The organism is Cyanobium sp. Cruz CV13-4-11 (genome assembly GCF_024346055.1).
GTDB lineage: Bacteria > Cyanobacteriota > Cyanobacteriia > PCC-6307 > Cyanobiaceae > Cyanobium.
Genome location: NZ_JAGQCH010000004.1, coordinates 24,494 through 47,204, shown reverse-complemented (window position 1 = coordinate 47,204; position 22,711 = coordinate 24,494). Strand labels below are relative to the sequence as shown.

The following is a 22,711-nucleotide window of genomic DNA, read 5'->3' as shown; positions in this document are numbered from 1 at the left end:
AGGGGGCGAAGCGATGGGCCTGGAGCGAGAGCGACGACGCTGTTCTGCTTGGCTTAACGCAGGGCAACCCGGCGGAAAGGCTCCCGCCGGAAGCGTCGATAGACATCGAAATCGCTGTCCAGAGAGAGGATCTCGGCGATGTCCAGGCGCTCTGAGAGTGTCACCAGGGTGAGGTCGGCGAAATCACCGGGCAGATCGGCGTAGCGCTGGTTGAGTTCGGCGATGCGGGCGTAATCCTCCGGAAGCAGGTTGATTGCATGGATCCCGCCGCGGCTCACCGCTCCCAGCAGGTGATTCTGAGCGGCGAGAGCGCGGCGATCGCTGGGATTCCCCAGCAGCCACAGCACCTCCGCGATGCAGATCGGTGAGGTGATCAGTTGGGCGGCGTTCTGATCAAAGAAGGCCACCACCGCTTGATGCAGGGGCTCCTGCTGCTGGTAATAGCTGAGCAGGATTCCCGAATCGATCAGGATCCGCCGCATCAGCGCCGCTCCAGCCGGCGAGCCTGGAGCTGCTCGCTGAGCAGCCGGCGCCGTTCCTGGCGTTCAGCGCTGCCCGCTGGCAGGGTGTCGAGGAAGGGATCGGGGTGGCCGCCCAACCGCTCGGTGATCGAGGGGGCGGGCCGGCGCTGTTGCCAGCGATCACGGATCAGCTGGCGGATGAGGGTGCTCTTGTCCTGGCCTGTGGCAGCCAGCAGCTCCTGGAGGCAGCGTTCGGTTTCGCTGTCCAGCCTGACGGTGAGTGGCATGGACCCAGCCCCGAGGTTGTACGACAATCGGGTTGATTGTAATACGACCGACCTGATTCCGCCTGTATCGAGCGATGTCCTCACGGACGGCCATTCCCTCAGGGTTCCCGAACCCCACGACCCACCTGGCGCAGGCTGGCTGGCTGGATCAGCGTCACCGCTGCCGGCGTGGAAGCGGGCTTCCCTGTCGCCAGTAGGGAATCGCCAGGCGAGCGTGGGCATATCCGGCGCCTGGTTGTACGATTTGTACAGAAACTGGCTAATCATGGGAGAAATCGCAGTCAGCCAGGCCCGTGAGAACCTCGCGGAGGTGATCGAATCCACGCAGCGCAGCGGTGAGCCCATCGTGCTCACCCGACACGGCCGGCCGGTGGCGGTGGTGCTGGAGCATGCGGCGTATGAGCGTCTGGTGGAGGCAGCTGATGAGGCCAGTGACCGCGCAGCCCTGGCCCAGGCGCGCCAAGACGACGACAGCGTGCCGTGGGAGCAGGTCAAGGTTGACCTTGGCCTGGTTTGAACTCGGGTTCTGATCAGCCACCGCGGCGCTATGCGGTCCGCCTGGCACGCCGTGCTGTGCGCTCCCTGGCGGACTGGCAACGGCGCGATCAGCAACGCATTCGCGCAGCCATTGATCTGCTGGCCGAAAATCCCCGGCCTCCCAACTGCGTTGCTCTTCAGGGAGAAGCCGGGGTCTACAGGGTGCGTGTGGGGGATTACCGCATCGTTTATGAGGTGTTTGATCGACTGCTGGTGGTGCAGGTGGTCCGAATTGGCCATCGGCGGGAGGTTTACCGCTGATTCAGCCTTGATCAGAAGCATTCCGCCATCACCGCCAGCTCCTCCATGGAGGCGGCAGCCAGGATCACCAGATCGCTGGCGCAGCGGGCACCGTTCCACTCCATGCACAGCACCCAGCCGTCGTCCTCGGCGGGTTCCGGCTTGGCCGGTTCTGGGCCGCCGGCCGGAGCGCTCCGCGGCACCCTGTCGCCATGGCCCCGACCATCGCCCGCTGGCGCAGCGGTTGCGGGTGACTAGACGGTGAGTACCCCCACCCCAGCAGCCCAGGCAGCATCAGCAAGGGCATCATCGCGGCTGGCGATCGGCAGCTGCAGCCTCAGGGCGAGCTCCAGGTAGGCCGCGTCGTAGCTGGTGAGCTGAAAACGCAAAGCCAGGCTCAGCAGGGCGGCCGGCTCGGGAGGGGCGGCGTCGATGCGGATCGGCAGCAGGGCCACCTGATCAATAATCTCGCGGGCCGCAGCGATCTCGATCGTGCCGCGACGACAAGCGGTGCGCAGCACATTGGTGAACTCCAGCTGCAGCAACCAGGGGGCGTGGGCATCGACCACCGGCAGCAGGCCGGCCACCGCGTCGCTGTAGGGCGTGGCTTGGTTGGCGAGGAACCAGCCGCAGAGCACGGAGTTGTCGAGCACAAAGGCGGTGGTTGCGATCGCCGGGTTCAATCCAGGCCCTCCCGGGCGATCAACCCCAGGTCGCCCTCCAGGACGACGCCGCTCCGCAGCTGTTGCAGCCGCTCCAGCGCCAGGGCCACCCGCTGACGACGCCCAGCTCCCCGATGGCGATCGCCGGGATCAGGCACGAGCCGCACCACCGGCACCCCTCGACGGGTGATGGCGATCTCCTCGCCTCGTTCCACCCGAGCCACTAGGGCCGAGAGCTGGTTCTTGGCTGCCGCCAAGGGCACCGCCAGGGTGGGTTGGCGCCGGGAGCCGGCGGGACAGCTGTCCGTCATGATCGCTGGCTAGCTTGGGGGTTATTCAAGCTAGCCTGAAGGCTTCGATGGTGATCCCCAGTTCCCCGGGCTGGCGATGGAGCTGGAGGAGATCTGGGCCGGCTGATCCTTACCAGCTTTCAGAGCTGGTAAGGATGCAGCACCCCGCCAAGCGCCAGCGGGAAATCGCGGCTGTTGCGGGTGGCGAGGCTGAGATCGGCGCAGCGGGCCGTGGCCAGGATGATCGCATCGGGAATCTTGAGGCCATGGCGTTGGCGGAGCCGCGCAGCACGTCGATCAGGATGTTGGTGTCGAGCAGCAGCATCAGGGCGCGTCCCACTCCTGCCGCAGCGCCTCCTGCAACTCCAGGGTCCCTTCCGGGCGATCACGCCACAGGCCGAAGACTTCGCTGTGGCTTGGTTTCTGCTGCTCCAGCCACAGCCACAGCCACAGCCGCAGCGCCTGGCGCAGCGCCTCCGCCCGCGACAGCCCCCGTTGTCGGCAGAGGGCATCGAGCTGGGTGCGCTCCGCCTCCGGCAGGTCCACGATCGTGCGCATCCTGTTGCCGTTATCAGATGACGGCAGCGTAAAGGGGGATGATTAGGTTGATTCACGCGGCACAGCTGCCAGGGTCGGCTGCCGGCCCTGCCTTGGCGCGAGCGGCTCACCCCTCCACAACACTCCCGTGCAGCCCATAGGGGATCGCCAGCGGCAGCTCCACCACCGCCAGCTCCTCCAGCGAGGCGGCATCGAGGATCACCAGATCGCTGGCGCCACGGTTGCGGGCGACTAGGCGGTGAGTACCCCCACCCCAGCAGCCCAGGCAGCATCAGCAAGGGCATCATCGCGGCTGGCGATCGGCAGCTGCAGCCGCAGGGCGAGCTCCAGGTAGGCCGCGTCGTAGCTGGTGAGCTGAAAGCGCAAAGCCAGGCTCAGCAGGGCGGCCGGCTCGGGAGGGGCCGCAGCGATCTCGATCGTGCCGCGACGACAAGCGGTGCGCAGCACATTGGTGAACGCCAGCTGCAGCAACCAGGGGGCAGCCACTGGCAGTTGCTTGAGCAATCTCTGGTACCTTGCTTTCCAGTTGGTCCCTATGCCGATAAGGCATAGGGACTTATTTTTACCCTTGATTCCTGGCGTGCCTGGATGTCTTGCCTTCAACGATCATGACTGTCAGCCCTGACTCCGCCAGCCCTGACTCCGCCAGCCCTGACTCCGCGCTTGCCGCCAGCCCTTCTCTCTCCCGTCTGCTGGCCACCCTGTCGCCTGTGCTGCTGGTGTTGTTCCTCGCTGCCGTAAGCACGGAGGCCTTGCCGCCAAAGCCCCTTGATCCCGCCTGGCAGCTGGCCCTCATCGCGACGATCATCAACAACGCCTCCCTGGCGCTGGTGGGTACTCTCCTTCTGCCCCTGGCCCTCGGCTTCGATCCCACCAACCATCGGCTTCGGGCTCGCTGGCATGCCTTCCGCCGCTGGGCCCTGCCCGCCGCCCTTGGTTTTCTGTTGCTGATCCCCCTGCAGGGCTATGCCGCCTGGAAGTTCCAGAGAACGGCCACCGTCGCCCAGGAGCAGCGGAACACCCAAACCAGTCGGCAGCTCTTCGAACTGCGCCAGGCCATCAAGTCCGCCACCAGCCACGAAGAGTTGCAGACCAAGCTGAAGCAGCTCTTCGGCCGTAACGCTGGCCTCTCGCCATCGGAATCGCGCATTCCCATGGGCGAACTGCGCTACATGCTGCTCGCACGGGCCGAGCAGGCTTCCACCCAGATGATGCAGCAGATTGAGGCCCAGGCTGCCATGAAACCGACTCTGCCGCTCAAGGAAACCATCCGCATCGCCATCTCCGCCCTGGCCTATGCGATTGGCTTCGCTTTCCTTGCCGGTGCCCTGCCTCGCAATCAAGTGATCAGAGGGGGTAATCGTGGTGTAGTAGATCAGGACTATTTCGATACGCTTGCGGAGTGACCAAGCGCAATGTCCACCTTTTGGAAGGCTGTCCTATTGGTGAATTGCCCTTCCGGCAACTGTCGTTACCTGCATCAGGATCGCAGCGTCGTCGCTGCTGCTGAGGCTCACAGGAGCGCCTGAAGGACTCCACGCGAAGGGCCCCCTTCAGCCTTCGTTGTCGTTGCCGGTGGCCATCGCCCGGGCCATCGCCTGCTGGGCCAAGGCGGTCCCATGGGCTTTGAGCGTTTCCTGGAAGAGCTGGTTGGCCTCCGGGAAGCGGGGTTCCTCGGCCAGGGGCAGGGGGCCGGCCCCGTCGAGGCCGGACTCGCCCTCCATGGCCGGCGTGATCACCACCAGATCGGGATCGAGGGGGGCGTCGTAGCGCCACCAGCGGGCCGGATCGGCGATGGCGGGATGGGTGGGATGGGGCGCATGCTCCACCGGCGCCACCACGCCCTCCCGCCGGCGCTTGGCCAGATCACCCAGCAGCTGGCTGCGGGTGCGGCCCCGCAGCTGGAACAGCACGAAGGGATCCTCGCTGAAGCGGTCCCCCATCAGGTAGTAGACGGCGCTGATGTGCTTGCAGGGATTGGCCTTGTCGGGGCAGCTGCACTCGCTGCGGACCTCCTGGAGCTTGAAGGGGAACAGGCGCTTGCCGCTGGCGGCGAAGGCCCGCTCGATGTCGGCGGGCATGATCCCCGCCAGCAACTGGGCCGACCAGCGGGCCTTCTGGCTCAGGGCCTCGAGCACGTAGCCCCAGTCCTCGTCGTTGAGGACGTCGAGCCAGAGCTTCACCTTGTAGGGATCCGGGTCGGTGCCCTGCACCCGGGCATGCACGCGCCGCCCTTCGAAACGGATCGAGACGACGTTGCCCTCCCGGGCGTAGGTCCAGGCCCGCTCCAGGCGTTTCTTGAAGCGGTAGGAATGGATCAGCTCCATCCACTGCTCCACCCACCAGGGTTGCTGCCCAAGACCCTGCTGCCCCAGCTGGGTGGTGATGGCGCCATTGGCGCCGGGGAAGGAGCTGGTCATGCCGCCGGCCTCAGGCCCCCATCCTGACGCCTGCCGGACCCACTGGCCTACTAGGTTGGCCCGACGCAGGGCTTGGAGTCCTTGAATCGCATCACGTTCGGCGCCGGCGACGGTTTTCACAGTCTTTTAAGGGCAAGGGTTCACGACCACTTCGAGAGCACGGGCCAGGAGCGGCGCGATTCCCTGGCCATGGTGGTCAAATCGGCCGTGATCCTGGTCTGGTTCGCGCTCACCTATTGGTTGCTGGTCTTCCAGGCCAGCAGCTGGCCGGCGGCGGTGGCCCTTGCGGCCTGTCTCGGCCTGGCGATCGCCGCCATCGGCTTCAACATCCAGCACGACGGTGGCCACGGCGCCTACTCCCGCCACCGCTGGATCAACAAGGCCGCGGCCATGACGCTTGATCTGCTGGGCGGCAGCTCCCTGATCTGGGCCCACAAGCACAACGGCCTGCACCACACCTTCACCAACATCTCCGGCCACGACGACGACATCAATCTCGGGCTGATCGGCCGGCTGTCCCCCCATCAGCCCCACCGCTGGTGGCATCGCTGGCAGCACGTTTATCTGTGGCCCCTCTACGGGATGCTGCCGATCAAGTGGCAGTTCTTTGATGACTTCGCCGATATGGCCAGCCGGGGCCGCGGCGACCACTCCCTGCCTCCCCTGGCTCCGGCCGACTGGCTTGTGTTCGTGGGCGGCAAGGTGATCTTCTTCTCCCTGGCCTTTGCATTGCCGCTGCAGTTCCATTCCCCCGCCGCGGTGATCGGCTGTTACGTGGTGACGGCGATGGTGCAGGGGATCGTGCTGAGTGTGGTGTTCCAGCTGGCCCATTGCGTGGACGAGGCCGATTTCCCCGCCGCCGCTGCCACCAACTCCGGCATGGGCCCCTGGGCCGACCACCAGCTCGCCACCACGGTGGATTTCAGCCGCTCCAATAGGGTGCTGAGCTGGTTGCTGGGGGGCTTGAACTTCCAGGTGGAGCACCATCTGTTTCCCCGTATCTGCCACGTCCACTACCCCCAGCTCTCCGCCATCGTCGAGCAGACCTGCCGCGACTGCGGTGTTCCCTTCCGCAGCCACCGTTCCTTCCTTGCCGGTGTGGCCTCCCACTACCGCTGGCTGCGCTGCATGGGTCAGCCGCCTGTCGCCGCAGCCCCTGTTCATGTGCCGGTGCTGCTTCCCGTGATGGGCAAGGCAGAGGTCGCGATCGCAGAACTGGAGGCCTCGGCGCTGGTCAGGCGCTGAGGCCAGAGCGCTGCCGAGGCTTCGCCTGCCTCAGGGGCCATCCTCCAGGGCCACCAGGTCCCGCAGCTGGCCGACGTCCAGGCCGCCGAGCCATTCCTCGCCACTGCCGACGATGTCGGCGGCCAGCTTGGATTTCTCCTCGATCATGCGGTCGATCTTCTCCTCCACCGAACCGCTGGTGATGAACTTGTGCACCAGCACGCGGTTGGTCTGGCCGATCCGGTAGGCCCGGTCGGTGGCCTGGTTCTCCACGGCCGGGTTCCACCAGCGGTCGATGTGGAACACGTGGCTGGCGCGGGTGAGGTTGAGGCCGACACCGCCGGCCTTCAGGGACAGCAGGAACAGCTGGGGTCCGCGGGGATCCTCCTGGAAGCGATCCACCATCGCCTGGCGGTCGGTCTTGCTGCTGCCGCCATGCAGGAAGGGCACGTCCTGGCGCCAGCGCTGTTCCAGGTAGGCCTTGAGCAGGTGGCCCCATTCGGCGAACTGGGTGAACAGCAGGGCCCGATCCCCCGCTTCGATCACCTCCTCGAGGATCTCCTCCAGTCGCAACAGCTTGCCGCTGCGGCTGGCAAAGCCGTTCGCCACCCGGCCCTCCTTCAGGGCCAACGCCGGGTGGTTGCAGATCTGCTTGAGCCGGGTGAGCAGGGCGAGCACCTGGCCATGGCGCTGGCCGAGGGGGGCGCGGGCGATGGCATCGAGGCTGTCGTCGACGGTCTGGCGGTAGAGCTTCGTCTGCTCCGCCGACAGGCCCACCCACTCGCGCAGCTCCACCTTCTCCGGCAGGTCGGAGATGATCGAACGGTCGGTCTTGAGCCGCCGCAGGATGAACGGCCCGACCCGGGCCTTGAGGTCACGCAGGGAGCTCATGTCGCCGTAGCGCTCGATCGGCAGGCGGTAGCGCTGGCGGAAGAAGCCCTCCTCCCCCAGCACCCGCGGATTGAGGAAGTCCATCAGGGCCCACAGCTCGCTCACCCGGTTCTCGACCGGGGTGCCGGTGAGGGCGATGCGGAAACGGCCCTGCTTGCCGGGGCGGGCCAGGTCGCGGGCCGCCTGGCTCTGCTTGGCCGATGGGTTCTTGATCGCCTGGGCCTCGTCGATCACCATGCCCTGCCAGTCGATGCTCTCCAGCAGTTCACTGTCCCGCTGCAGCAGTCCGTAGCTGGTGAGGACCAGATCCACCCCGTCCAGGGCCTTGGCCAGCTTTTCCGGGGTGGACGGCCGGCGCGGGCCGTAGTGCTCGCGCACCTCCAGATCCGGCGTGAAGCCCGCCGCCTCCCGCTTCCAGTTGGTGAGCACGGAGGTGGGCGCCACCAGCAGGACGGGGCGCTTCAGCTCCTGCTCCACCTTGAGGTGCTGCAGGAAGGCCAGCAGCTGCACGGTCTTGCCCAGGCCCATGTCGTCGGCCAGACAGGCCCCCTGGTCGAAGCGGTGCAGGAAGGCCAGCCAGCCCAGGCCCCGCTCCTGGTAGGGCCGCAGCTGGCCGGCGAAGCCCTCCGGCGCCGGCAGGGGATCCGGGGCCTTCTGCTGGTGGTACTGCTCCAGGACGGCGTGCAGCCTGGGCCCGGCGGTGAAGCGATGCACCGGCAGCCGCATCAGGGTGTCGCCGTCGCTGGCGGTCAACCGCAGGGCATCGTCGAGGCTGAGGTTGGGATCGGCGGCGCAGAAGCGCTCGGCGTTCTTGAGATCGCTGGGGCGCAGCTCGATCCAGGCCCCCTTGTGCTGCACCAGCGGACTGCGCTTGGCGGACAGGCGCTCGAGGTCCTTCAGCGTCAGCGTGACGCCGCCGATCATCAGCTCCCATTCCCACTCGAGGCTTTCCCCCAGGGAGAAGCCGCGGGAGCGATTGGGCAGCTCCGCTTCGATCGAGAGGCCCAGGCGGCTGGCCAGGCCCCCACTGAGGCTGGCGGGCAGCACCACGCCCACGCCCACATCACGCAGCTGGGCGGCGGCGGTGCGCACCAGCACGAAGGCCTCGGCCGGCGTGAGCTGCATGGTTTCGGGGGCCGCCGCATCCAGGCCCCGCCCGATCGGTTCGAACACCTGCAGGGCCCGGCCCATCCCCTCCAGCAGCAGCTGGCCCGGTTCGGCCACCTCCACTTCGCCCAGCTGCAGCCTGCCGTCGCCCGCATTCCAGACCGTGCGGGCCGGCATGCGCAGGCTGGGATCAGCCTCGGCCTGAAGCGAGAAGTGCAACTCCCAGAGCTCCTCGCCCTCCTCCGGGGTGAACAGTTCCAGGCAGGTCCTGGCCGGCGCCACGCGCCCGGCCACGGCTTCGCGCCAGTGGTGGGTGGCCACGGCCAACCGTTCCCGCTCCTCTTCGTCCAACTCGAGGCGGCCGGGGCCAGGGCCGAGGGCCTTCTGCCAGGCGCCCAGCAGGGGATCGAGACCCTCGGCCCCGGGCCGGAAGCCGCTGCGCAGCTGGCCATCCAGGAGGGCCTCCAGCAGGCTGGCCACCCGCAGCCGGCCGCTGCCGGGGCGGCGGCAGGCCAGCCCCAGTTCCCCGGAGGCTCCGGCGGCCATGGCGCAGGTGGCCACCTGGGGCAGCCGGATGGCCAGTTCCTCCAGCCGGCGCCGGTCCCCTTCCCGGTTGAGCAGGGGCAGCCAGCGGGCCCGGTCCTCCTCCACCTGGGGCAACCAGCGCCCACGGGCGATCAAGCTCAGGGCCCAGCGCTCCAGGTGGGTCCACCAGCGCAGATCATCCGCCAGGCCGGGATCATCGCCCGAGAGGGGCAGCCCGGCGAGCCAGTCGCCCGCCCCCGCCGGATCGAGGGCCAGGCCCTCCACCCGCCAGGGCCACCACTGCACCTCCTTCGGGATCGGCTCGCCGGCCTGCAGCGGCAGGCCGCTCCAGGCCGCCAGCCCCTCACTGGCGGCCTTGCGGCGGCCGCGGGCCCCCTGGCTGCGGCTCGGCAGGGTGAGCAGCGCCTCCGCCGGGCGGAAGGCTTCCGACCAGAGGCCATGGTCATCGAGCCAGGCGCCCAGATCGTCGACGCTGAGGGACAGGGGATGGTCGGGAACGGTGCGCAGGGGGGCCACCGGCGCGGCGACCCTCCAGGTGTCGGCCCAGAGCAGCAGCCGGCCCCCGGCCCCTTCCGGCGGAAACAGCCAGGTGGCGTGCAGGAGGCTCATGGCCGCAGGGCGGGCAGCAGGCGTTGGGCGCCCCTCAGCAGCAGGGCGCTGCCAATCAGGGGAAGCCAGAGCGGCAACCAGCCGCGCATCAGTTCGATGATCGCCGCCATGGCGCTCTGCGCCAGGGGGGTGACCACGACCGCCCCCCCCAGGCTGCGGATGCCGCACACCGCCCCCACCAGCCCGGCGGCCAGGTGCTCGTCGTCAGGATCGACCCGCTGCAGGTGGAAGGCCAGCAGGCCGTAGAAAAAGCCACAGCCCGCCGATCGCAGCCCACTGTCCAGCCCGGCCGGCAGCCCGATCAGGGCGGCGGCCAGTCCGCCCAGCAGCGCCCACGACAGGGACTGCAGCCGCAGACGGGCACGGGAATCGTCGGACGCCTGGGTCAACGGCAAGGCCTTGGCGATGGCCCGATCATGCCTGGCCATCGGCAGGCTTACATTATTCAGTGTCGTTGGCCATGCCAACGGTTCAACCAGCACAGCATTTTTTCAGCTCCCCTACACACTTCCCCACAGCCCTGGCACGGTCATCGGGCATGGCCCGCCCGGCTTCCTGACCGGGAAGCAGGCCCCCCCTTCCGGCAAGCAACCCTCTTGACCGCCGCCCACCCGCCACCGCACGCCTCCGACGCCCATCAGGCGCGGCGCGCGTTGCCGGAGATGCTCCAGATCGCGACGGCCATCAGTGGTGCGGTCAATCTGCCCGCTCTGCTGGGGCAGATCCTCTCCAGCGCCAGGGATCTCACCCTCAGCGATGCCGGCAGCATCTACCTGGTGGAAGAGGAGAAGGGGGAGAAACGCCTCTGCTTCACGGCCTTCCAGAACAGCTCCCTGGCGGCTCGAGGGGCCGGCATCGATTCGGGCCTGCTGGATGTGCGCTTCCCGATCACTCCCGAGCGCCTTGTGGGCTGGGCGGCCCTGCATGGCGAGGTGCTGAACCTGCCCGATGAATACGCCATTCCCCCCGATCGTCCCTACCGCTTCGACGCCGCACTGGACCGCCGCACGGGTTGTCGGGCGGTGTCGATGCTGGTGGTGCCGCTGCGGACCATGGCCGGAGACGTGGTGGGGGTGATGCAGCTGATCAACCGCAAGCGGGAGACCTCCTCCCTGCCCACCCCCGAGACGGCGGCGGCGCTGGTGCGTCCCTACGACGCCGGCGACCAGCAGCTGATCGAGGCCCTGGCGGTCCTGGCGGCGGTCTGCGTCGAGCGGGCCCAGGCCCTGGAAGGACAGCAGCGGCAGATCGATTCGATGATCGCCCTGGTGGTGGGGGCGATCGATGCCCGCAGTTCCCACACCGGCCGCCACTGTTCCCGGGTGCCGGAGCTGGCGCTGCTGCTGGCGGAGGCGGCGGAAGCCACCGAGGCGGGGCCGTTGGCCGCCTTCCGCTTCCGGGGGGAGGCCGAGCGGCGGGAGTTCCGCACGGCGGCCTGGCTGCATGACTGCGGCAAGATCGTGACCCCCGAAGCGGTGGTGGAGAAGGCCACCAAGCTGGACGCTCCGACCAACCGGATTCATGAGATCCGCACCCGTTTCGAGGTGCTGCTGCGGGATGGACACATCGCCCTGCTGGAGGGCCTGCTGGCGGGCGGTGACCCGGAAACCCTGCGGCGTGACTACGCCCAGCTGGAGCAGGAGCTGCAGCGGGATTTCGCCTGCGTGGCCCGCTGCAATCTGGGCAGTGAAGGCACCGACCCTGAGGATCACGCCCAGCTCCAGCGGCTGGCGGAGCGCCGCTGGTGGCGCCATTTCGTCGACCGGCAGGGCCTGGGCTGGGAGGAGCAGGCCAGGCGCAGCGGCCCGCCGGTGCCCCTGCCAGCCCCCGAAAGCCTGCTCAGCGACGCCCCCCACCACCGCCTCCCCAGGCCCGCCGCCGAAGTGCCGGAGGCCAGGTGGGGCTTCAACCTGGCGGTGCCGGAACTGCTCTACAACCGCGGCGAGCTCCATAACCTGTCCGTGGCCAGGGGCACCCTCACCACCGAGGAGATCTACAAGATCCGTGAGCACATGATTCACACGATCGTGATGCTGGAGAGCATGGCCTTCCCCCCGTCGATGGGTCGGGTCGCCGAGATCGCCGGTGGACACCACGAGACCCTCGACGGCTGCGGCTACCCCAGGGGGTTGACGGCTGAGCAGCTGTCGATTCCGGCCCGGATCCTGGCCATCGCCGACATCTTCGAGGCGCTCACCGCCGCCGATCGCCCCTACAAACAGGGCATGCCCCTGTCCCAGTCGCTGGCGATCCTGGCCAACCTGCGGGATGGCGGCCGGATTGATGCGGACCTGTTTGATCTCTTCCTGCGATCGGGGGTTTACCTCAACTACGCGCAGCGCTTCTTGGCCGCCGACCAGATCGATCCAGTGGATCTGGACGCGCTGCTGAGGCCCGCGGCGATCTGATGCCTGATCATCTGCACAACGACGACCTGCCGCTGCGGCTCGGTGTCGATCACCATGCCAACGTCATCCAGGAGTTGCTGGGCGAGCTGCACGCGTCCTTTTCCGGGGTTCGCGAGGGCCGGGTGGCCGACTACATCCCCGAGCTGGCCAAGGCTTGCCCTGATGATTTCGGCATCGTCATCGCCACGTCGGGGGGGCGGATCTATGAGATCGGTGACACCAGAAAGGAGTTCACGATCCAGTCGATCTCCAAGCCCTTCATCTATGCCCTGGCGCTGAAGACGCTTTCGTTCGACTTCATGGCCAGCAAGATCGATGTGGAGCCTTCAGGGGAAGCCTTCAACGCCATCAGCCTGGATCCCGAGTCGGGCAAACCACGCAATCCGATGATCAATGCCGGTGCGATCGCCGCCTCTGCCCAGATCTGTGACGCCGATCCCAGCGGTGCCCTCGATCGGCTGCTGGACTACTTCGAATCGCTGGCCGGTCGGCGCCTGACGATCAACGAGGACGTCTACCGCTCGGAAAAGGAGACGGGCCACCGCAACCGCGCGATCGGCCACCTGCTGCGCAACTTCAACATCATCGAGTCGGACCCGGAACCGGCCCTGGATCTTTACTTTCGCCAGTGCGCCATCTCCGTCACCTGCCGCGACCTGGCCGTGATGGCCGCCACCCTGGCCTGCCAGGGACGCAATCCCTTCACCGGCGGCCAGCCGCTGTCGCACGACATCACCGTTCGGGTGCTGGCCCTGATGGGCACCTGCGGGATGTACGACTTCGCCGGCCAGTGGCTCCACGACGTCGGCATTCCGGCCAAGAGTGGTGTCGCCGGCGGCGTTCTGGCGGTGATTCCGGGGCGGCTCGGCATCGCCACCTACTCCCCGCCCCTCGACAACTTCGGCAACAGCGTCCGGGGGGTGGCGGTCTGCCGCCAGCTGTCGGTGGGGGTGGGTCTGAGCCTGTTCAATCAGTACTCCCAGGCCGATGCCACCATCCGCCGCTCCTACCAGGGATCGCAGCGAAAATCGCGCCGCTGGCGCAGCGACCGCGAGCTGGAGATCCTGACCCCCCACCGCGACAAGGTGCGCATCATCCACGTGCAGGGGGTGCTCGATTTCGCTGGCATCGAGCAGCTGGCCTCCGAACTGGTGCTGCTCAGCAACGACGTGCGCATCCTCATTCTCGACCTGGCCCACGTGACCGAGTGCCCGATGGAGTCCTTCGACCTGCTGGACCGCCAGCTCTGTTCCCTGGAGGGCAACGGGGTCGAGATTCTCCTCTCCCGTGCCGGGCGGCTGCCCCTGGTCTCGAAGCCGGACTGGGCCATCACCGATCGCATCGATGCCTACGAGCACCTGGATTCGGCCCTCGAGGCCGCCGAGGACCTGCTCCTGTCGTGGTTCGACCCCCAGGCCGCTGCGGGCGACCCCGACCGTGGCGACGACCTTGGCGAGCAGGGCTTTCTGGCGCCCCTCAGCGAGGAGCATCGGCGGATCCTGGTGGATCGCATGGTTCGGAGAGCGTTTGTGGCCGGTGATTTCGTGATCCGCCGGGGGGATCCGGGAGACGAGCTGTTCCTGGTGCGTTCCGGTTCCTTCGACATCGCCCTCGACATCAAGACCGGCGATGGCCAGTGCCACTCCACCCGGCTGGCCACCTTCGGCCCCGGGCTCTGCTTCGGCGAGATCGGCTTCGTGGCCCAGACGCCCCGCACCGCCCACATCATCGCCACCCGGCCGGGCGAATGCTGGGTGTTGCACCGCAGCGACTTCGAGGCCCTCAGTGCCAGCCATCCCGCTGTGGTGATCGCCCTGCTCAAGGCGCTCACCTGCGACATCGGCGCCAAGCTCAGCCAGACGAGCGTCCAGCTGACGCTGATGGAGCACTACTGAGCGCCCGGCGGGCTCCCGCGCTGGGCGATCATGCCTGTCCCAGGACCTCTGCCTGCGTTCCCGTCATGGCTGCCGACCCCACCCTGCCCAGGCCTCGCAGCGGGGCCGAGATCCGTGAGGCCTTCCTCGCGTTCTTCGAGGCACGGGGCCACCGGCGGATGGCGAGTGCCTCCCTGGTGCCGGACGACCCCACGGTGTTGCTCACCATCGCCGGCATGCTGCCGTTCAAGCCGGTGTTCCTGGGCCAGGCGGCGCCACCGGCTCCCCGGGCCACCAGCAGCCAGAAGTGCATCCGCACCAACGACATCGAGAACGTGGGCCGCACCGCCCGGCACCACACCTTCTTCGAGATGCTGGGCAACTTCTCCTTCGGCGACTACTTCAAGGAGGAGGCGATCGCCTGGGCCTGGGAGCTCATCACCGAGATGTTCGGCCTCGATCCGGACCATCTGGTGGTCAGCGTCTTCCGGGAGGACGACGAGGCGGCGGCGATCTGGCGGGACGCCGTGGGGGTGGCTCCGAAGCGGATCATCCGCATGGACGAGGCCGATAACTTCTGGGCCTCCGGCCCCACCGGCCCCTGCGGCCCCTGCTCGGAGATCTACTACGACTTCCACCCGGAACGGGGCGACGACGGCATCGACCTGGAGGACGACGGCCGCTTCATCGAGTTCTACAACCTGGTGTTCATGCAGTACAACCGCGACGCGGCCGGCACCCTCACGCCCCTGGCCCGGCGCAGCATCGACACCGGCATGGGCCTGGAGCGCATGGCCCAGATCCTGCAGCAGGTCCCGAACAACTACGAGACCGACCTGATCGTTCCCCTGGTCGAGACGGCCGCGGCGCTGGCGGGACTGGACTACGCCGCCCTCGATGCCCGTGGCCAGACCTCCCTCAAGGTGATCGGCGACCACAGCCGGGCCATCACCCAGCTGATCGCCGACGGGGTCACCGCCTCCAACCTGGGCCGGGGGTATGTGCTGCGCCGCCTGCTGCGCCGGGTGGTGCGCCATGGCCGCTTGCTGGGCATCGACCGCCCCTTCCTGGTGGCGATGGGGGAGGCGGCGATCGCCCTGATGGCGGCGGCCTACCCGCAGTTGCTGGTCCGTCGGGAAGTGATCCTGGCCGAACTGGTGCGCGAGGAGGCCCGCTTCCTGGACACCCTGGAGCGGGGCGAGAAGCTGCTGGCCGAGGTGCTCGCCGCCCGGCCGGATCGCATCAGCGGTGATGTGGCCTTCGAGCTCTACGACACCTACGGATTCCCCTTGGAGCTCACCGAGGAGATCGCCGAGGAGCACGGCCTGACGGTGGATCTGGACGGCTTTGAGGCGGCCATGGAGCGACAACGGCAGCGGGCCAAGGCGGCGGCCGTGAGCATTGACCTCACCCTGCAGGGGGCGATCGACCAGGTGGCCGGTGCCCTCGAGCCCACCGACTTCCGCGGCTACGAGGCCCTTGACCAGGCGGCCTGCGTGCTGGCCCTGGTGGTGAACGGGGAACCGGCGGAGCGGGCGACGGCCGGCGACAGCGTGCAGCTGGTGCTTGATTCCACGCCCTTTTACGGCGAGGGCGGCGGCCAGGTGGGTGATCGCGGCGTGCTCAGCGGCGAGGGCGTGATCGTGGCGATCGAGGGGGTGAGCCGCAACCGCTCGGTGTTCGTGCACAGCGGCCAGATCGAGCGCGGCAGTTTGGCGATCGGGGCCCTGGTTACCGCCCGGGTGGATGGGGCCTGCCGGCGCCGTGCCCAGGCCAACCACACCGCCACCCACCTGCTGCAGGCGGCGCTTAAGCAAATTGTCGATCCGGCCATCGGCCAGGCAGGCTCGCTGGTGGATTTCGACCGGCTGCGCTTCGACTTCCACTGCCCCCGCGCCGTGACGGCTGAAGAGCTCGAGCAGATTGAGGCCCTGATCAACGGCTGGATCTCTGAGGCCCACCGCCTCGAGGTGGCGGAGATGGCGATCGAGCAGGCCAAGGCCGCCGGTGCGGTGGCGATGTTCGGCGAGAAGTACGCCGATGTGGTGCGGGTGGTGGATGTGCCCGGCGTGTCGATGGAGCTGTGCGGCGGCACCCACGTGGCCAACACCGCCGAGATCGGCGTGTTCAAGATCGTGGCCGAGAGCGGCGTGGCCGCCGGCATCCGCCGCATTGAGGCGGTGGCGGGGCCGGCGGTGCTGGCCTATCTCAAGGAGCGCGAGGCGGTGGTGAAGCCCCTGGCCGAGCGCTTCAAGGCCCAGCCCGGCGAGATCGTGGAGCGGGTGTCCGCCCTGCAGGAGGAGCTCAAGGCCACCGGCAAGGCCCTGGCGGCGGCCCGCAGCGAGCTGGCCCTGGCCAAGGCTGCCGCCCTGGCGGGCCAGGCCGAGCCCCTCGGGGGATTCCAGCTGCTGGTGGCCCGCCTCGATGGGGTGGAGGGTGCCGGCCTGCAGGCGGCGGCCCAGGGCCTGGCCGATCAGCTGGGCGCAGGCGCCGCCGTGGTGCTGGGGGGTCTGCCCGATCCCGGCGATCTGGCCAAGGTGATCTTGGTGGCCGCCTTCGGCCAGGCGGTGATCGCCCAGGGCCCCAAGGCTGGGGCCTTCATCGGCGCGGTGGCCCAGGCCTGTGGCGGCGGCGGCGGCGGGCGGCCCAACCTGGCCCAGGCCGGCGGCCGCGACGGCGCAGCCCTGGATGGGGCGCTGGCGCAGGCCAAGGCGCAGCTCACGGCGGAGCTGGCCTGAGCCCGGCCTGGTCCCAGCCAGCTGCCGACCTGCTCCTGCCCACTGGCGCGATGCGCCATGGCCAGTACCTTCGTGATCCATGCCCGCCGCGACTGGACCTTCCGGCTGGTGCTGCTGGGCAGACGGCTGCTGGGTGGAGCCCACCCAAACGCCCCACGATGTGGCCGATCAGCTGATGCGCCAGCCCAGCTGTTGCCTCTTATTCACTCCCGGCCGGTCGGCGGTCAGAAGCGGAACTGCACCTTGGCGTAGAGGCCTCTGCCCAGGGTCCATTCGTCGAGCCACACACCCCGGTTGTCGCCGGTTTCGAAGGATTTGGCGTAGCCCAGCTCCATCGCCCAGTTTTCTACGGCCAACCAGCGCAACAGCAGGCCGGCAGTGCCCACGGTGTCGCTGAAGTCGGCACCGGGCAGGTCGGTGCGCACCCCCCCCGCACCCGCAAACGGCACCAGTTGCAGGGCGTTGGTTTTGTTCTGCCAGAAGGTCCAGGAGGTTTCCAGCACGCCCAGCCAGCCGCTGTCGCCGCTGATCAGCTGGCCGGGCAGGCCGCGGATGCCCACGTCGGAGCCGAGGCTGAATTGCATCGAGGGGGTGAGCGGGTTGAAGGCCCACTGACCGCCCAGGCGGGCATTGAGCTGCCAGCTCGGGGCAAAGGCCCAGGCTCCAGACAGCAGCCCGCCGATGGCGGTGGATTGGGCCGGATCAATGCCGACGGCCTGCCATTCTGCCTTCTGGTCGGGGGGGATCACACCGGAGATGCGGCTCAGCATGTAGAGGTTGCCGCCCCAGCTGGAGCTGTCGCGGATGCCACTGCCACAGTCGCTCTGAGGCTGAACGGCTCATGGAAGCTCTGCAGGAGCGATTCGCGTCCTGCGGGCTACAACTGCATCCACAGAAGACCCAGGTGGTCTATTGCAAGGACAGCAGCCGTCGGGGCCAGTTTTCTCAGATCCAGTTCACGTTTCTTGGCTTCTGCTTCCGGCCACGCATGGCTAGAAACCGCTATGGGGAGATCTTTAAGAGCTTCCTTCCAGCGGTGAGTCCGCAGGCGCTCAAACGCATGCGGAAGAAGATCCGGCAGATGCATCTGCGTCGGCAGATGTTTTTGCCATTGGAAGAGATCGCCCGACGCCTGAATCCGATCCTGCGGGGCTGGATTCACTATTACGAACGATTTTATCCAACGGAGCTGCGGGCGAGGTTGTTCAGCTATCTCAATGAGCACCTGAGCGCCGGGCTTCGCCAGAAACACAGCCGATTGCTGCGGCATGACCGCCGCAGTCGTCAAGTTCTGGCGCGGATTGCTCAGCAGCGACGGGATCTTTTCGTTCACTGGCGTGGTGTTGGTGTCGCAGCTGGATGACAGGAGCCGTATGACGCGAGAGTGTCACGTACGGATCTGTGGGGGCCTCGGGGGGAAGTTCCCCGGGGCTAGCTGGCATCCTGGGGTCGAACCCCTTCTCGCCGCGGGGATCCTTGGCCTGAGCAGGGATCAGGACCTGCGAGAGATCCAGCTCATCCACCAGATCCAGCAGGAAGTACACCTGGTGATCCCTCGAGAGCCAGTCACTCGGTGAGGGCGGCAGCAGGGTGGTCTGCTCCGGGTGCCAGGGGCGGAAGGTCTTGGGCATGAGCCCATTCCCTCGCCCAGGTCCATTGCGGTCACAAGGATCTGAACAGATTAGGGGGCGGCTGTGGAGAAGGTCGGCAGTGATCTATGGGCAACAGCCTCCTCGTTCGGCGATCGTTTCGGCTTCTCGATCACCCCCCCCGTCCCTCAACCTCACCTCCTTCGGCCCTCCTCGTTTGACCCGTGGGCGGGAGCTGGCGGCGGGGGCCCCGGAGTTCGAGGGACTCAGCCCCTGCCCCTGGTGCCCGAGGAACTGGAGCTTCACCTTGGAGGTGCTGCTGAGCCAGGCGGCCGACCCGCGTTACGAGCGGCTGCACATGGCCACCCATGCGGAGTTCATGCCAGGGGGACCGTCGCAGGCCCGCATCTTCACTGGAACCGCCTCCGTCAGCCATCAGGAGTTTGCCCGCCTGCGGCAGCAACGTAGTGGCCGTCCGCTTGCACTGTTCGTGCTGAGCGCCTGCCGCACGGCCCTGGGGGATAGCGACAGTGAACTTGGTTTTGCCGGTCTGGCCCTGCAGGCGGGATCACGACGTGCGATCGGCACCCTCTGGTACGTGGACGATGTCGACACCTCCGCCTATTTTCTGCAGCTCTATCGCTACCTCGATCAGGGCGTCCAGAAAGCCGATGCCCTGCGGGCCACACGGCAGGCGATGGCCACTGGCAAGGTGAGGCTTCAGGGCGATAAAGTCATCGGGTTCGATGGAGTCCCCCTCCTCACCGATCTGACACCCTCCCAGCGGCGCCGCGTTGCGTCAGGTATGGCCCATCCCTATTTCTGGGCCGGGGTCCAGTTGATCGGCACTCCATGGTGATTCTTTAACATCGGCTTTCTTGGCCTGATTCCTTCCCTGTTTCTGCCCCACTTGTGGTGGGTCTCCACGGTCCACCCAGTTTCTCAATCAGTGCCTGATCTTCCAGCGGTCTTCAACGTCTTTCTGATGCTGGTGATGGCCCATTTCCTCGGCGATTTCGGGCTCCAGAGCGATCGCATGGCGCGGGAGAAATGCCCCGGTTGCGGGGTGACCCTCGGGTGGGGCTGGTGGCTTACCTCCCATGCCGCCATCCATGGATTTTTGGTGGGCATGGTGACACAATCACCCCTTCTGGGCATGGCAGAATGGGGTATGCATCTGTTGATTGACTTCGGCAAATGCCGACGTCTATGGACCCTGTCTTTCGATCAGGTGCTGCACATCATCTGCAAGTTCCTCTGGGCCTGGCTGGCCATTCGGCAGGCCTCCACATCGCTCTGGTTCCAATGAAGAGAAAGGTTGCTGGTTCCTCGATGGCTGCTCGCAGGCGTTCCCCCTTCTCCTTTCCTTGCTCGCCACTGGCCTTTTGCTCGCCACTGGCCTTCTGACCCTGGCCCCCCCTGGAAATCATCTTCCTTGCCGGGCATCACCCTCCTGACGCTGCACCCGCTGAAGGTGCCGACGATGGGGGAATCCAGCTACATCTGCCCCGGGGCTGCCGCCACTCCCACCCCAGCCGATCCGCTCAACTTCGTGGCCGCAGACTCGCCGCCGGCCCTCAGCCTGCTGGTGACGGAAGCCTCCAAGGAGGACACGGCCGTGCAGGCCTCCCTGGCCAAGCTGCATCGCTCCTGCGGCTCCAGCGTGTCCCGCGAAGAAGTGGGTGCCGCCTTCGGTCTGGCCGATCTGATCACGGCCTAGTGGCTGGTGCGGATCCAGTGCGCTGTCTCGCTTGAGGCCACCCCGCAGCTCCCAGATGCGCAGCGGTTCGGCGCGCCCCTTGACGTTCAATTCTCCCCAGTCGAGCCACTCCAGCGCCAGCCCCGTGGGCAGCAGATCCAACGTGCTGGAGGACACCAGCACCCGGCAGAGATTGTTCTGACGCTCCTTGTCGATGCTTTCCAGCCGTGAGGCGCAGTTCACGGCATCGCCGATCACGGCGTACTCCAGACGCTCGCTGCTGCCCATCGATCCCGCCAGAACGGCACCGGAATGGATGCCGATTCGCAGTTCCATGGCTGGCAGCCCCTCCTGCTTGAGTTCCTCGTTGAGGCTGGTCACAGCCCGCTGAATGGCGAGGGCGGCTTCAATGGCCGACTTGGCATCCGCCTGCTCGCCGCTGCTCAGGGGCGCACCGAAAACCGCCAGCAGGCCGTCGCCGGTGAACTTGTTGACCATGCCGCCCCGGCGCACCCAGGCCGCACCGGCCATGGCGATCAGACCGGTGAGGGGCAGGCTCAAGCCGACCCAGACGAAGTTGTAGAGCAGCAGCACGGCGCCACCCACCATCAGGGCGACCAGGCGATGGGCATGGATCTCGACCCCGGGCACCAGCAGCTGCTTGGCCCCGAGGGCGGAGCGGGTCTGGGGCACGGTGGCTTCGTCCTGGCCGGTCACATGCACCAGATCGCGGCGGATCACCCCGTCGGCATCCAGCACCAGATCGTTGAAACCGCGCCGATCGCCACCGCCCCTGCGGCGTTCAGGCGGTCGATCGCTTCGCACAGCACCTTGTCGTCGATGGGGAAGCCATAGGTGGCGAGGTCGGATTCGTCGATGCCGATGATCTTGTCGGCTTGTCCGTACCGGCCCGCCGCCGCCTAGGGCACCAGCGAGCGGACGCCATCGCCCAGATGGTGCAACCCCAGCCGTGCCAACAGGGAGGACAGCGTGGACCCTGGCCCTTTCTTGCTGTCCATCAGGTGCCCTTGAAGGCGAAGAAGAGCCGTTTCATCGTGTCCAGCAGAGCATTGGAGCGTTCCGTGTGCTGTTCGCGATCCAGGTTTTTCAGCTCCGCCTGCCGTTCATGCACCATGGCGGCAAAGCGCTCGAGGAGGTCGGGGTTCTCGTCCAGCAGGCCCTTGATGCTGTCCCGGTCCACCTCCAGCAGCAGGCATTCCTCGATGGCCCGCACCGTGGCGCTGCGCGGGGCGTCGAGGAAGAGGGTCATCTCGCCGAACACCTCGCCGGGCCCCAGCTGGCGCACGGCCACGGTGTGGCCCGGCTCCAGTTCCTTGAGGATCTCCACGGTCCCCCGCAGCACATGGAACATCGAGCGGCCCTCTGCCCCCTCCAGCATCATCGCCTCCCCCGGCCCGTAGGCCACCTGGTGGCTGCCTTCGACCAGGGTCTCCAGTTGCTCGCCGCTCAGGTCCGTGAAGATCCCCGCGCTGGCCAGGGTCTGGCAGCACTGCTGGCGGGAGGGGCGGCCGGGCGGCTGGTCCCTGTCCTGAGGGCGGCGTGGACGCAACTCCCGCACCGGGAAGGGGATGCTCTGGCCCTCCCGGGCCAGGGCGTACCAGATCTGCTCCAGAAGATCACTGCGCAGATCGCCGATGGCACCATCCCCCAGTTCCCGCTGCCACACCTGCAGCTCGTAGGCGATGGCACTGTCCTGGAACTCCTGGACCCGGATGCGGGGGGCCGGTTCCCGCAGCACCTTCGGATGCTGCAGCACCACCGTCTCGAGCAGGGCCCTGGCCTGGGCTGGCGGCAGGTCGTAGTCGAGGCCGACGCTGAACCGGTTGCTGACGGCCCCGGAGCGGCCCAGGTTGCGCAGCACCCTCTCGGTGACGAGGCTGTTGGGGACCACCACCAGCTGACCGTCCATGTTGCGCAACATGGTGTCCCGCCAGCTCACCTGCACCACCACCCCGCGCACCCCCTGATCCAGCTCGAGGAAGTCCCCTTCGGTGAAGTCGTCCCCCAGCTGCAACTCCAGACCCGCGAACAGGTCCTTGAGGGACTCCTGGGCCGCCAGGCCGATCACGGCGGTGAGCACGGCGGAGGTGGTCACCAGCCCCACCAGATCCAGCCGGGCCGACTGCTTCACAAGCACCACCGTGGCCAGGGCGCCGCTGCCGAGGGTGAGCAGCTGCATCAGCAGTTGCGGCGGCGGACGCCACAGCCCCAGGTGGGCGGGCACCTGCAGGGTTGCCCAGAGGGCAATGAGGATGGCGGCGTAGGTGAGCAGCAGGTCGTCGGTCAGCAGCACCCACACCCGGTAGGCCGGTGGCAACCCCTGCAGCGGCAGGGAGCTCAGCAGCGCCCAGGTGGCGATGGCCAGCAGCGGCAACCGCAGCGGCAGGGTCGGGAGGTGCCTGTGGCGGCTGAGGTGGGCCAGCACCAGCAACCCGGCCGTGGCGGCCAGGGCGCTGATCCAGATCTGCAGCAGGGCCAAGACGCTCGCTTCGACCGCCCCATCCTGCCGCCGATCCTGGTCTTCGGCTCCCTGGCAGAGCAGGCTGGGAC

24 protein-coding genes and 1 pseudogene are annotated in these 22,711 nt (G+C 67.6%); 10 read left to right on the top strand and 15 right to left on the bottom strand.

The annotated features are described in order from the left end of the window. Positions 1–53: 53 nt before the first annotated feature. The gene (locus KBZ12_RS04310; protein WP_254956590.1) at positions 54–482 is read right to left on the bottom strand and encodes a type II toxin-antitoxin system VapC family toxin; all 429 of its coding nucleotides are present in this window, start codon (positions 480–482) and stop codon (positions 54–56) included. Continuing rightward, positions 482–748: a ribbon-helix-helix protein, CopG family gene (locus KBZ12_RS04305; protein WP_254956589.1), complete on the bottom strand. Its 267-nt coding sequence runs from the start codon at positions 746–748 to the stop codon at positions 482–484. The genes KBZ12_RS04310 and KBZ12_RS04305 overlap by 1 nt, the downstream gene beginning before the upstream one ends. A 214-nt stretch (positions 749–962) precedes the next feature. Here KBZ12_RS04305 and KBZ12_RS04300 point away from each other — a divergent pair, with 214 nt between their 5' ends. Continuing rightward, the gene (locus tag KBZ12_RS04300; protein WP_254956588.1) at positions 963–1,265 is read left to right on the top strand and encodes a type II toxin-antitoxin system Phd/YefM family antitoxin; all 303 of its coding nucleotides are present in this window, start codon (positions 963–965) and stop codon (positions 1,263–1,265) included. After that, a complete protein-coding gene (locus tag KBZ12_RS04295; protein WP_254956587.1) occupies positions 1,262–1,546 on the top strand; it encodes a type II toxin-antitoxin system RelE/ParE family toxin in 285 nt (94 codons plus the stop codon). Before KBZ12_RS04300 ends, KBZ12_RS04295 begins: the two co-directional genes overlap by 4 nt. An 11-nt stretch (positions 1,547–1,557) precedes the next feature. On the opposite strand, the gene KBZ12_RS04290 is transcribed toward KBZ12_RS04295, so the two are convergent. From KBZ12_RS04290 to KBZ12_RS04260, 7 genes and pseudogenes are all read right to left on the bottom strand, one after another. After that, on the bottom strand, positions 1,558–1,728 hold the full coding sequence (locus tag KBZ12_RS04290; protein WP_396100599.1) for a carotenoid oxygenase family protein: 171 nt from the start codon (positions 1,726–1,728) through the stop codon (positions 1,558–1,560). A 51-nt stretch (positions 1,729–1,779) separates the two neighbouring features. Continuing rightward, the gene (locus KBZ12_RS04285; RefSeq protein WP_254956586.1) at positions 1,780–2,208 is read right to left on the bottom strand and encodes a type II toxin-antitoxin system VapC family toxin; all 429 of its coding nucleotides are present in this window, start codon (positions 2,206–2,208) and stop codon (positions 1,780–1,782) included. Next, positions 2,205–2,498 (bottom strand): type II toxin-antitoxin system Phd/YefM family antitoxin, encoded by a 294-nt coding sequence (locus KBZ12_RS04280; RefSeq protein ID WP_254956584.1) that lies wholly within the window; start codon positions 2,496–2,498, stop codon positions 2,205–2,207. Before KBZ12_RS04280 ends, KBZ12_RS04285 begins: the two co-directional genes overlap by 4 nt. A gap of 109 nt (positions 2,499–2,607) precedes the next feature. Further along, complete coding sequence (locus KBZ12_RS04275) at positions 2,608–2,802, bottom strand: hypothetical protein (protein WP_254956582.1); 195 nt, start codon at positions 2,800–2,802, stop codon at positions 2,608–2,610. Next, entirely contained in the window at positions 2,802–3,035 is a 234-nt protein-coding gene (locus KBZ12_RS04270; protein WP_254956580.1) for a CopG family transcriptional regulator, read from the bottom strand. Before KBZ12_RS04270 ends, KBZ12_RS04275 begins: the two co-directional genes overlap by 1 nt. A 106-nt stretch (positions 3,036–3,141) precedes the next feature. Then, positions 3,142–3,255, bottom strand: a pseudogene (locus KBZ12_RS04265) (carotenoid oxygenase family protein); the annotation flags it as partial. An 11-nt stretch (positions 3,256–3,266) separates the two neighbouring features. Continuing rightward, on the bottom strand, positions 3,267–3,521 hold the full coding sequence (locus KBZ12_RS04260) for a hypothetical protein (RefSeq protein WP_254956577.1): 255 nt from the start codon (positions 3,519–3,521) through the stop codon (positions 3,267–3,269). A gap of 122 nt (positions 3,522–3,643) precedes the next feature. Here KBZ12_RS04260 and KBZ12_RS04255 point away from each other — a divergent pair, with 122 nt between their 5' ends. After that, complete coding sequence (locus KBZ12_RS04255) at positions 3,644–4,441, top strand: HpsJ family protein (RefSeq protein WP_254956575.1); 798 nt, start codon at positions 3,644–3,646, stop codon at positions 4,439–4,441. 147 nt (positions 4,442–4,588) lie between these two features. Here KBZ12_RS04255 and KBZ12_RS04250 read toward each other — a convergent pair whose 3' ends face one another. Next, on the bottom strand, positions 4,589–5,455 hold the full coding sequence (locus KBZ12_RS04250; RefSeq protein ID WP_254956574.1) for an SWIM zinc finger family protein: 867 nt from the start codon (positions 5,453–5,455) through the stop codon (positions 4,589–4,591). Between the two features lie 81 nt (positions 5,456–5,536). Here KBZ12_RS04250 and KBZ12_RS04245 point away from each other — a divergent pair, with 81 nt between their 5' ends. Beyond that, positions 5,537–6,700 carry an acyl-CoA desaturase gene (locus KBZ12_RS04245; RefSeq protein WP_254956573.1) on the top strand — a complete coding sequence of 388 codons (1,164 nt, stop codon included), beginning with the start codon at positions 5,537–5,539 and terminating at the stop codon, positions 6,698–6,700. A 30-nt stretch (positions 6,701–6,730) separates the two neighbouring features. Here the strand turns inward: KBZ12_RS04245 and KBZ12_RS04240 are convergent, their stop codons facing one another. Together KBZ12_RS04240 and KBZ12_RS04235 are read right to left on the bottom strand one after the other, a co-directional pair. After that, positions 6,731–9,832, bottom strand: coding sequence for a DEAD/DEAH box helicase (locus KBZ12_RS04240; RefSeq protein ID WP_254956572.1), 3,102 nt, complete (start codon positions 9,830–9,832; stop codon positions 6,731–6,733). Continuing rightward, positions 9,829–10,260 (bottom strand): hypothetical protein, encoded by a 432-nt coding sequence (locus KBZ12_RS04235; RefSeq protein ID WP_254956571.1) that lies wholly within the window; start codon positions 10,258–10,260, stop codon positions 9,829–9,831. The genes KBZ12_RS04240 and KBZ12_RS04235 overlap by 4 nt, the downstream gene beginning before the upstream one ends. Before the next feature lie 234 nt (positions 10,261–10,494). Between KBZ12_RS04235 and KBZ12_RS04230 the strand changes: the two genes are divergently transcribed. From KBZ12_RS04230 to alaS, 3 genes are all read left to right on the top strand, one after another. After that, positions 10,495–12,240: an HD family phosphohydrolase gene (locus KBZ12_RS04230; RefSeq protein WP_254956570.1), complete on the top strand. Its 1,746-nt coding sequence runs from the start codon at positions 10,495–10,497 to the stop codon at positions 12,238–12,240. Then, positions 12,240–14,135 carry a glutaminase A gene (glsA, locus tag KBZ12_RS04225; protein ID WP_254956569.1) on the top strand — a complete coding sequence of 632 codons (1,896 nt, stop codon included), beginning with the start codon at positions 12,240–12,242 and terminating at the stop codon, positions 14,133–14,135. The genes KBZ12_RS04230 and glsA overlap by 1 nt, the downstream gene beginning before the upstream one ends. 65 nt (positions 14,136–14,200) lie before the next feature. After that, positions 14,201–16,852 carry an alanine--tRNA ligase gene (gene alaS, locus KBZ12_RS04220; protein ID WP_254956568.1) on the top strand — a complete coding sequence of 884 codons (2,652 nt, stop codon included), beginning with the start codon at positions 14,201–14,203 and terminating at the stop codon, positions 16,850–16,852. Between the two features lie 224 nt (positions 16,853–17,076). Here the strand turns inward: alaS and KBZ12_RS04215 are convergent, their stop codons facing one another. Continuing rightward, complete coding sequence (locus KBZ12_RS04215; protein WP_254956567.1) at positions 17,077–17,622, bottom strand: ShlB/FhaC/HecB family hemolysin secretion/activation protein; 546 nt, start codon at positions 17,620–17,622, stop codon at positions 17,077–17,079. A 71-nt stretch (positions 17,623–17,693) separates the two neighbouring features. On the opposite strand from KBZ12_RS04215, the gene KBZ12_RS04210 reads away from it, so the two are divergent. From KBZ12_RS04210 to KBZ12_RS04200, 3 genes are all read left to right on the top strand, one after another. Then, positions 17,694–18,215 carry a group II intron maturase-specific domain-containing protein gene (locus tag KBZ12_RS04210; protein WP_254956566.1) on the top strand — a complete coding sequence of 174 codons (522 nt, stop codon included), beginning with the start codon at positions 17,694–17,696 and terminating at the stop codon, positions 18,213–18,215. Positions 18,216–18,658: 443 nt separating this feature from the next. After that, positions 18,659–19,300 carry a CHAT domain-containing protein gene (locus KBZ12_RS04205; protein ID WP_254956559.1) on the top strand — a complete coding sequence of 214 codons (642 nt, stop codon included), beginning with the start codon at positions 18,659–18,661 and terminating at the stop codon, positions 19,298–19,300. A 90-nt stretch (positions 19,301–19,390) separates the two neighbouring features. Further along, positions 19,391–19,750 (top strand): DUF3307 domain-containing protein, encoded by a 360-nt coding sequence (locus KBZ12_RS04200; protein WP_315859413.1) that lies wholly within the window; start codon positions 19,391–19,393, stop codon positions 19,748–19,750. A gap of 117 nt (positions 19,751–19,867) precedes the next feature. Here KBZ12_RS04200 and KBZ12_RS04195 read toward each other — a convergent pair whose 3' ends face one another. Both KBZ12_RS04195 and KBZ12_RS04190 read right to left on the bottom strand, forming a co-directional pair. Beyond that, entirely contained in the window at positions 19,868–20,965 is a 1,098-nt protein-coding gene (locus KBZ12_RS04195) for an adenylate/guanylate cyclase domain-containing protein (protein WP_254956557.1), read from the bottom strand. Positions 20,966–21,158: 193 nt separating this feature from the next. Beyond that, positions 21,159–22,640 (bottom strand): mechanosensitive ion channel family protein, encoded by a 1,482-nt coding sequence (locus KBZ12_RS04190; protein ID WP_254956555.1) that lies wholly within the window; start codon positions 22,638–22,640, stop codon positions 21,159–21,161. Positions 22,641–22,711 lie beyond the last annotated feature (71 nt).

Excerpts from the sequence above, each read along its gene's own strand:
- KBZ12_RS04310 (WP_254956590.1), bottom strand. The coding sequence starts at position 482 with ATGCGGCGGATCCTGATCGATTCGGGAATCCTGCTCAGCTATTACCAG.
- KBZ12_RS04305 (WP_254956589.1), bottom strand. The coding sequence starts at position 748 with ATGCCACTCACCGTCAGGCTGGACAGCGAAACCGAACGCTGCCTCCAG.
- KBZ12_RS04280 (WP_254956584.1), bottom strand. The coding sequence starts at position 2,498 with ATGACGGACAGCTGTCCCGCCGGCTCCCGGCGCCAACCCACCCTGGCG.
- KBZ12_RS04275 (WP_254956582.1), bottom strand. The coding sequence starts at position 2,802 with ATGCTGCTGCTCGACACCAACATCCTGATCGACGTGCTGCGCGGCTCC.
- KBZ12_RS04270 (WP_254956580.1), bottom strand. The coding sequence starts at position 3,035 with ATGCGCACGATCGTGGACCTGCCGGAGGCGGAGCGCACCCAGCTCGAT.
- KBZ12_RS04255 (WP_254956575.1), top strand. The coding sequence starts at position 3,644 with ATGACTGTCAGCCCTGACTCCGCCAGCCCTGACTCCGCCAGCCCTGAC.
- KBZ12_RS04250 (WP_254956574.1), bottom strand. The coding sequence starts at position 5,455 with ATGACCAGCTCCTTCCCCGGCGCCAATGGCGCCATCACCACCCAGCTG.
- KBZ12_RS04240 (WP_254956572.1), bottom strand. The coding sequence starts at position 9,832 with ATGAGCCTCCTGCACGCCACCTGGCTGTTTCCGCCGGAAGGGGCCGGG.
- KBZ12_RS04235 (WP_254956571.1), bottom strand. The coding sequence starts at position 10,260 with ATGGCCAGGCATGATCGGGCCATCGCCAAGGCCTTGCCGTTGACCCAG.
- KBZ12_RS04230 (WP_254956570.1), top strand. The coding sequence starts at position 10,495 with ATGCTCCAGATCGCGACGGCCATCAGTGGTGCGGTCAATCTGCCCGCT.
- glsA (WP_254956569.1), top strand. The coding sequence starts at position 12,240 with ATGCCTGATCATCTGCACAACGACGACCTGCCGCTGCGGCTCGGTGTC.
- alaS (WP_254956568.1), top strand. The coding sequence starts at position 14,201 with ATGGCTGCCGACCCCACCCTGCCCAGGCCTCGCAGCGGGGCCGAGATC.
- KBZ12_RS04215 (WP_254956567.1), bottom strand. The coding sequence starts at position 17,622 with ATGCTGAGCCGCATCTCCGGTGTGATCCCCCCCGACCAGAAGGCAGAA.
- KBZ12_RS04210 (WP_254956566.1), top strand. The coding sequence starts at position 17,694 with ATGGAAGCTCTGCAGGAGCGATTCGCGTCCTGCGGGCTACAACTGCAT.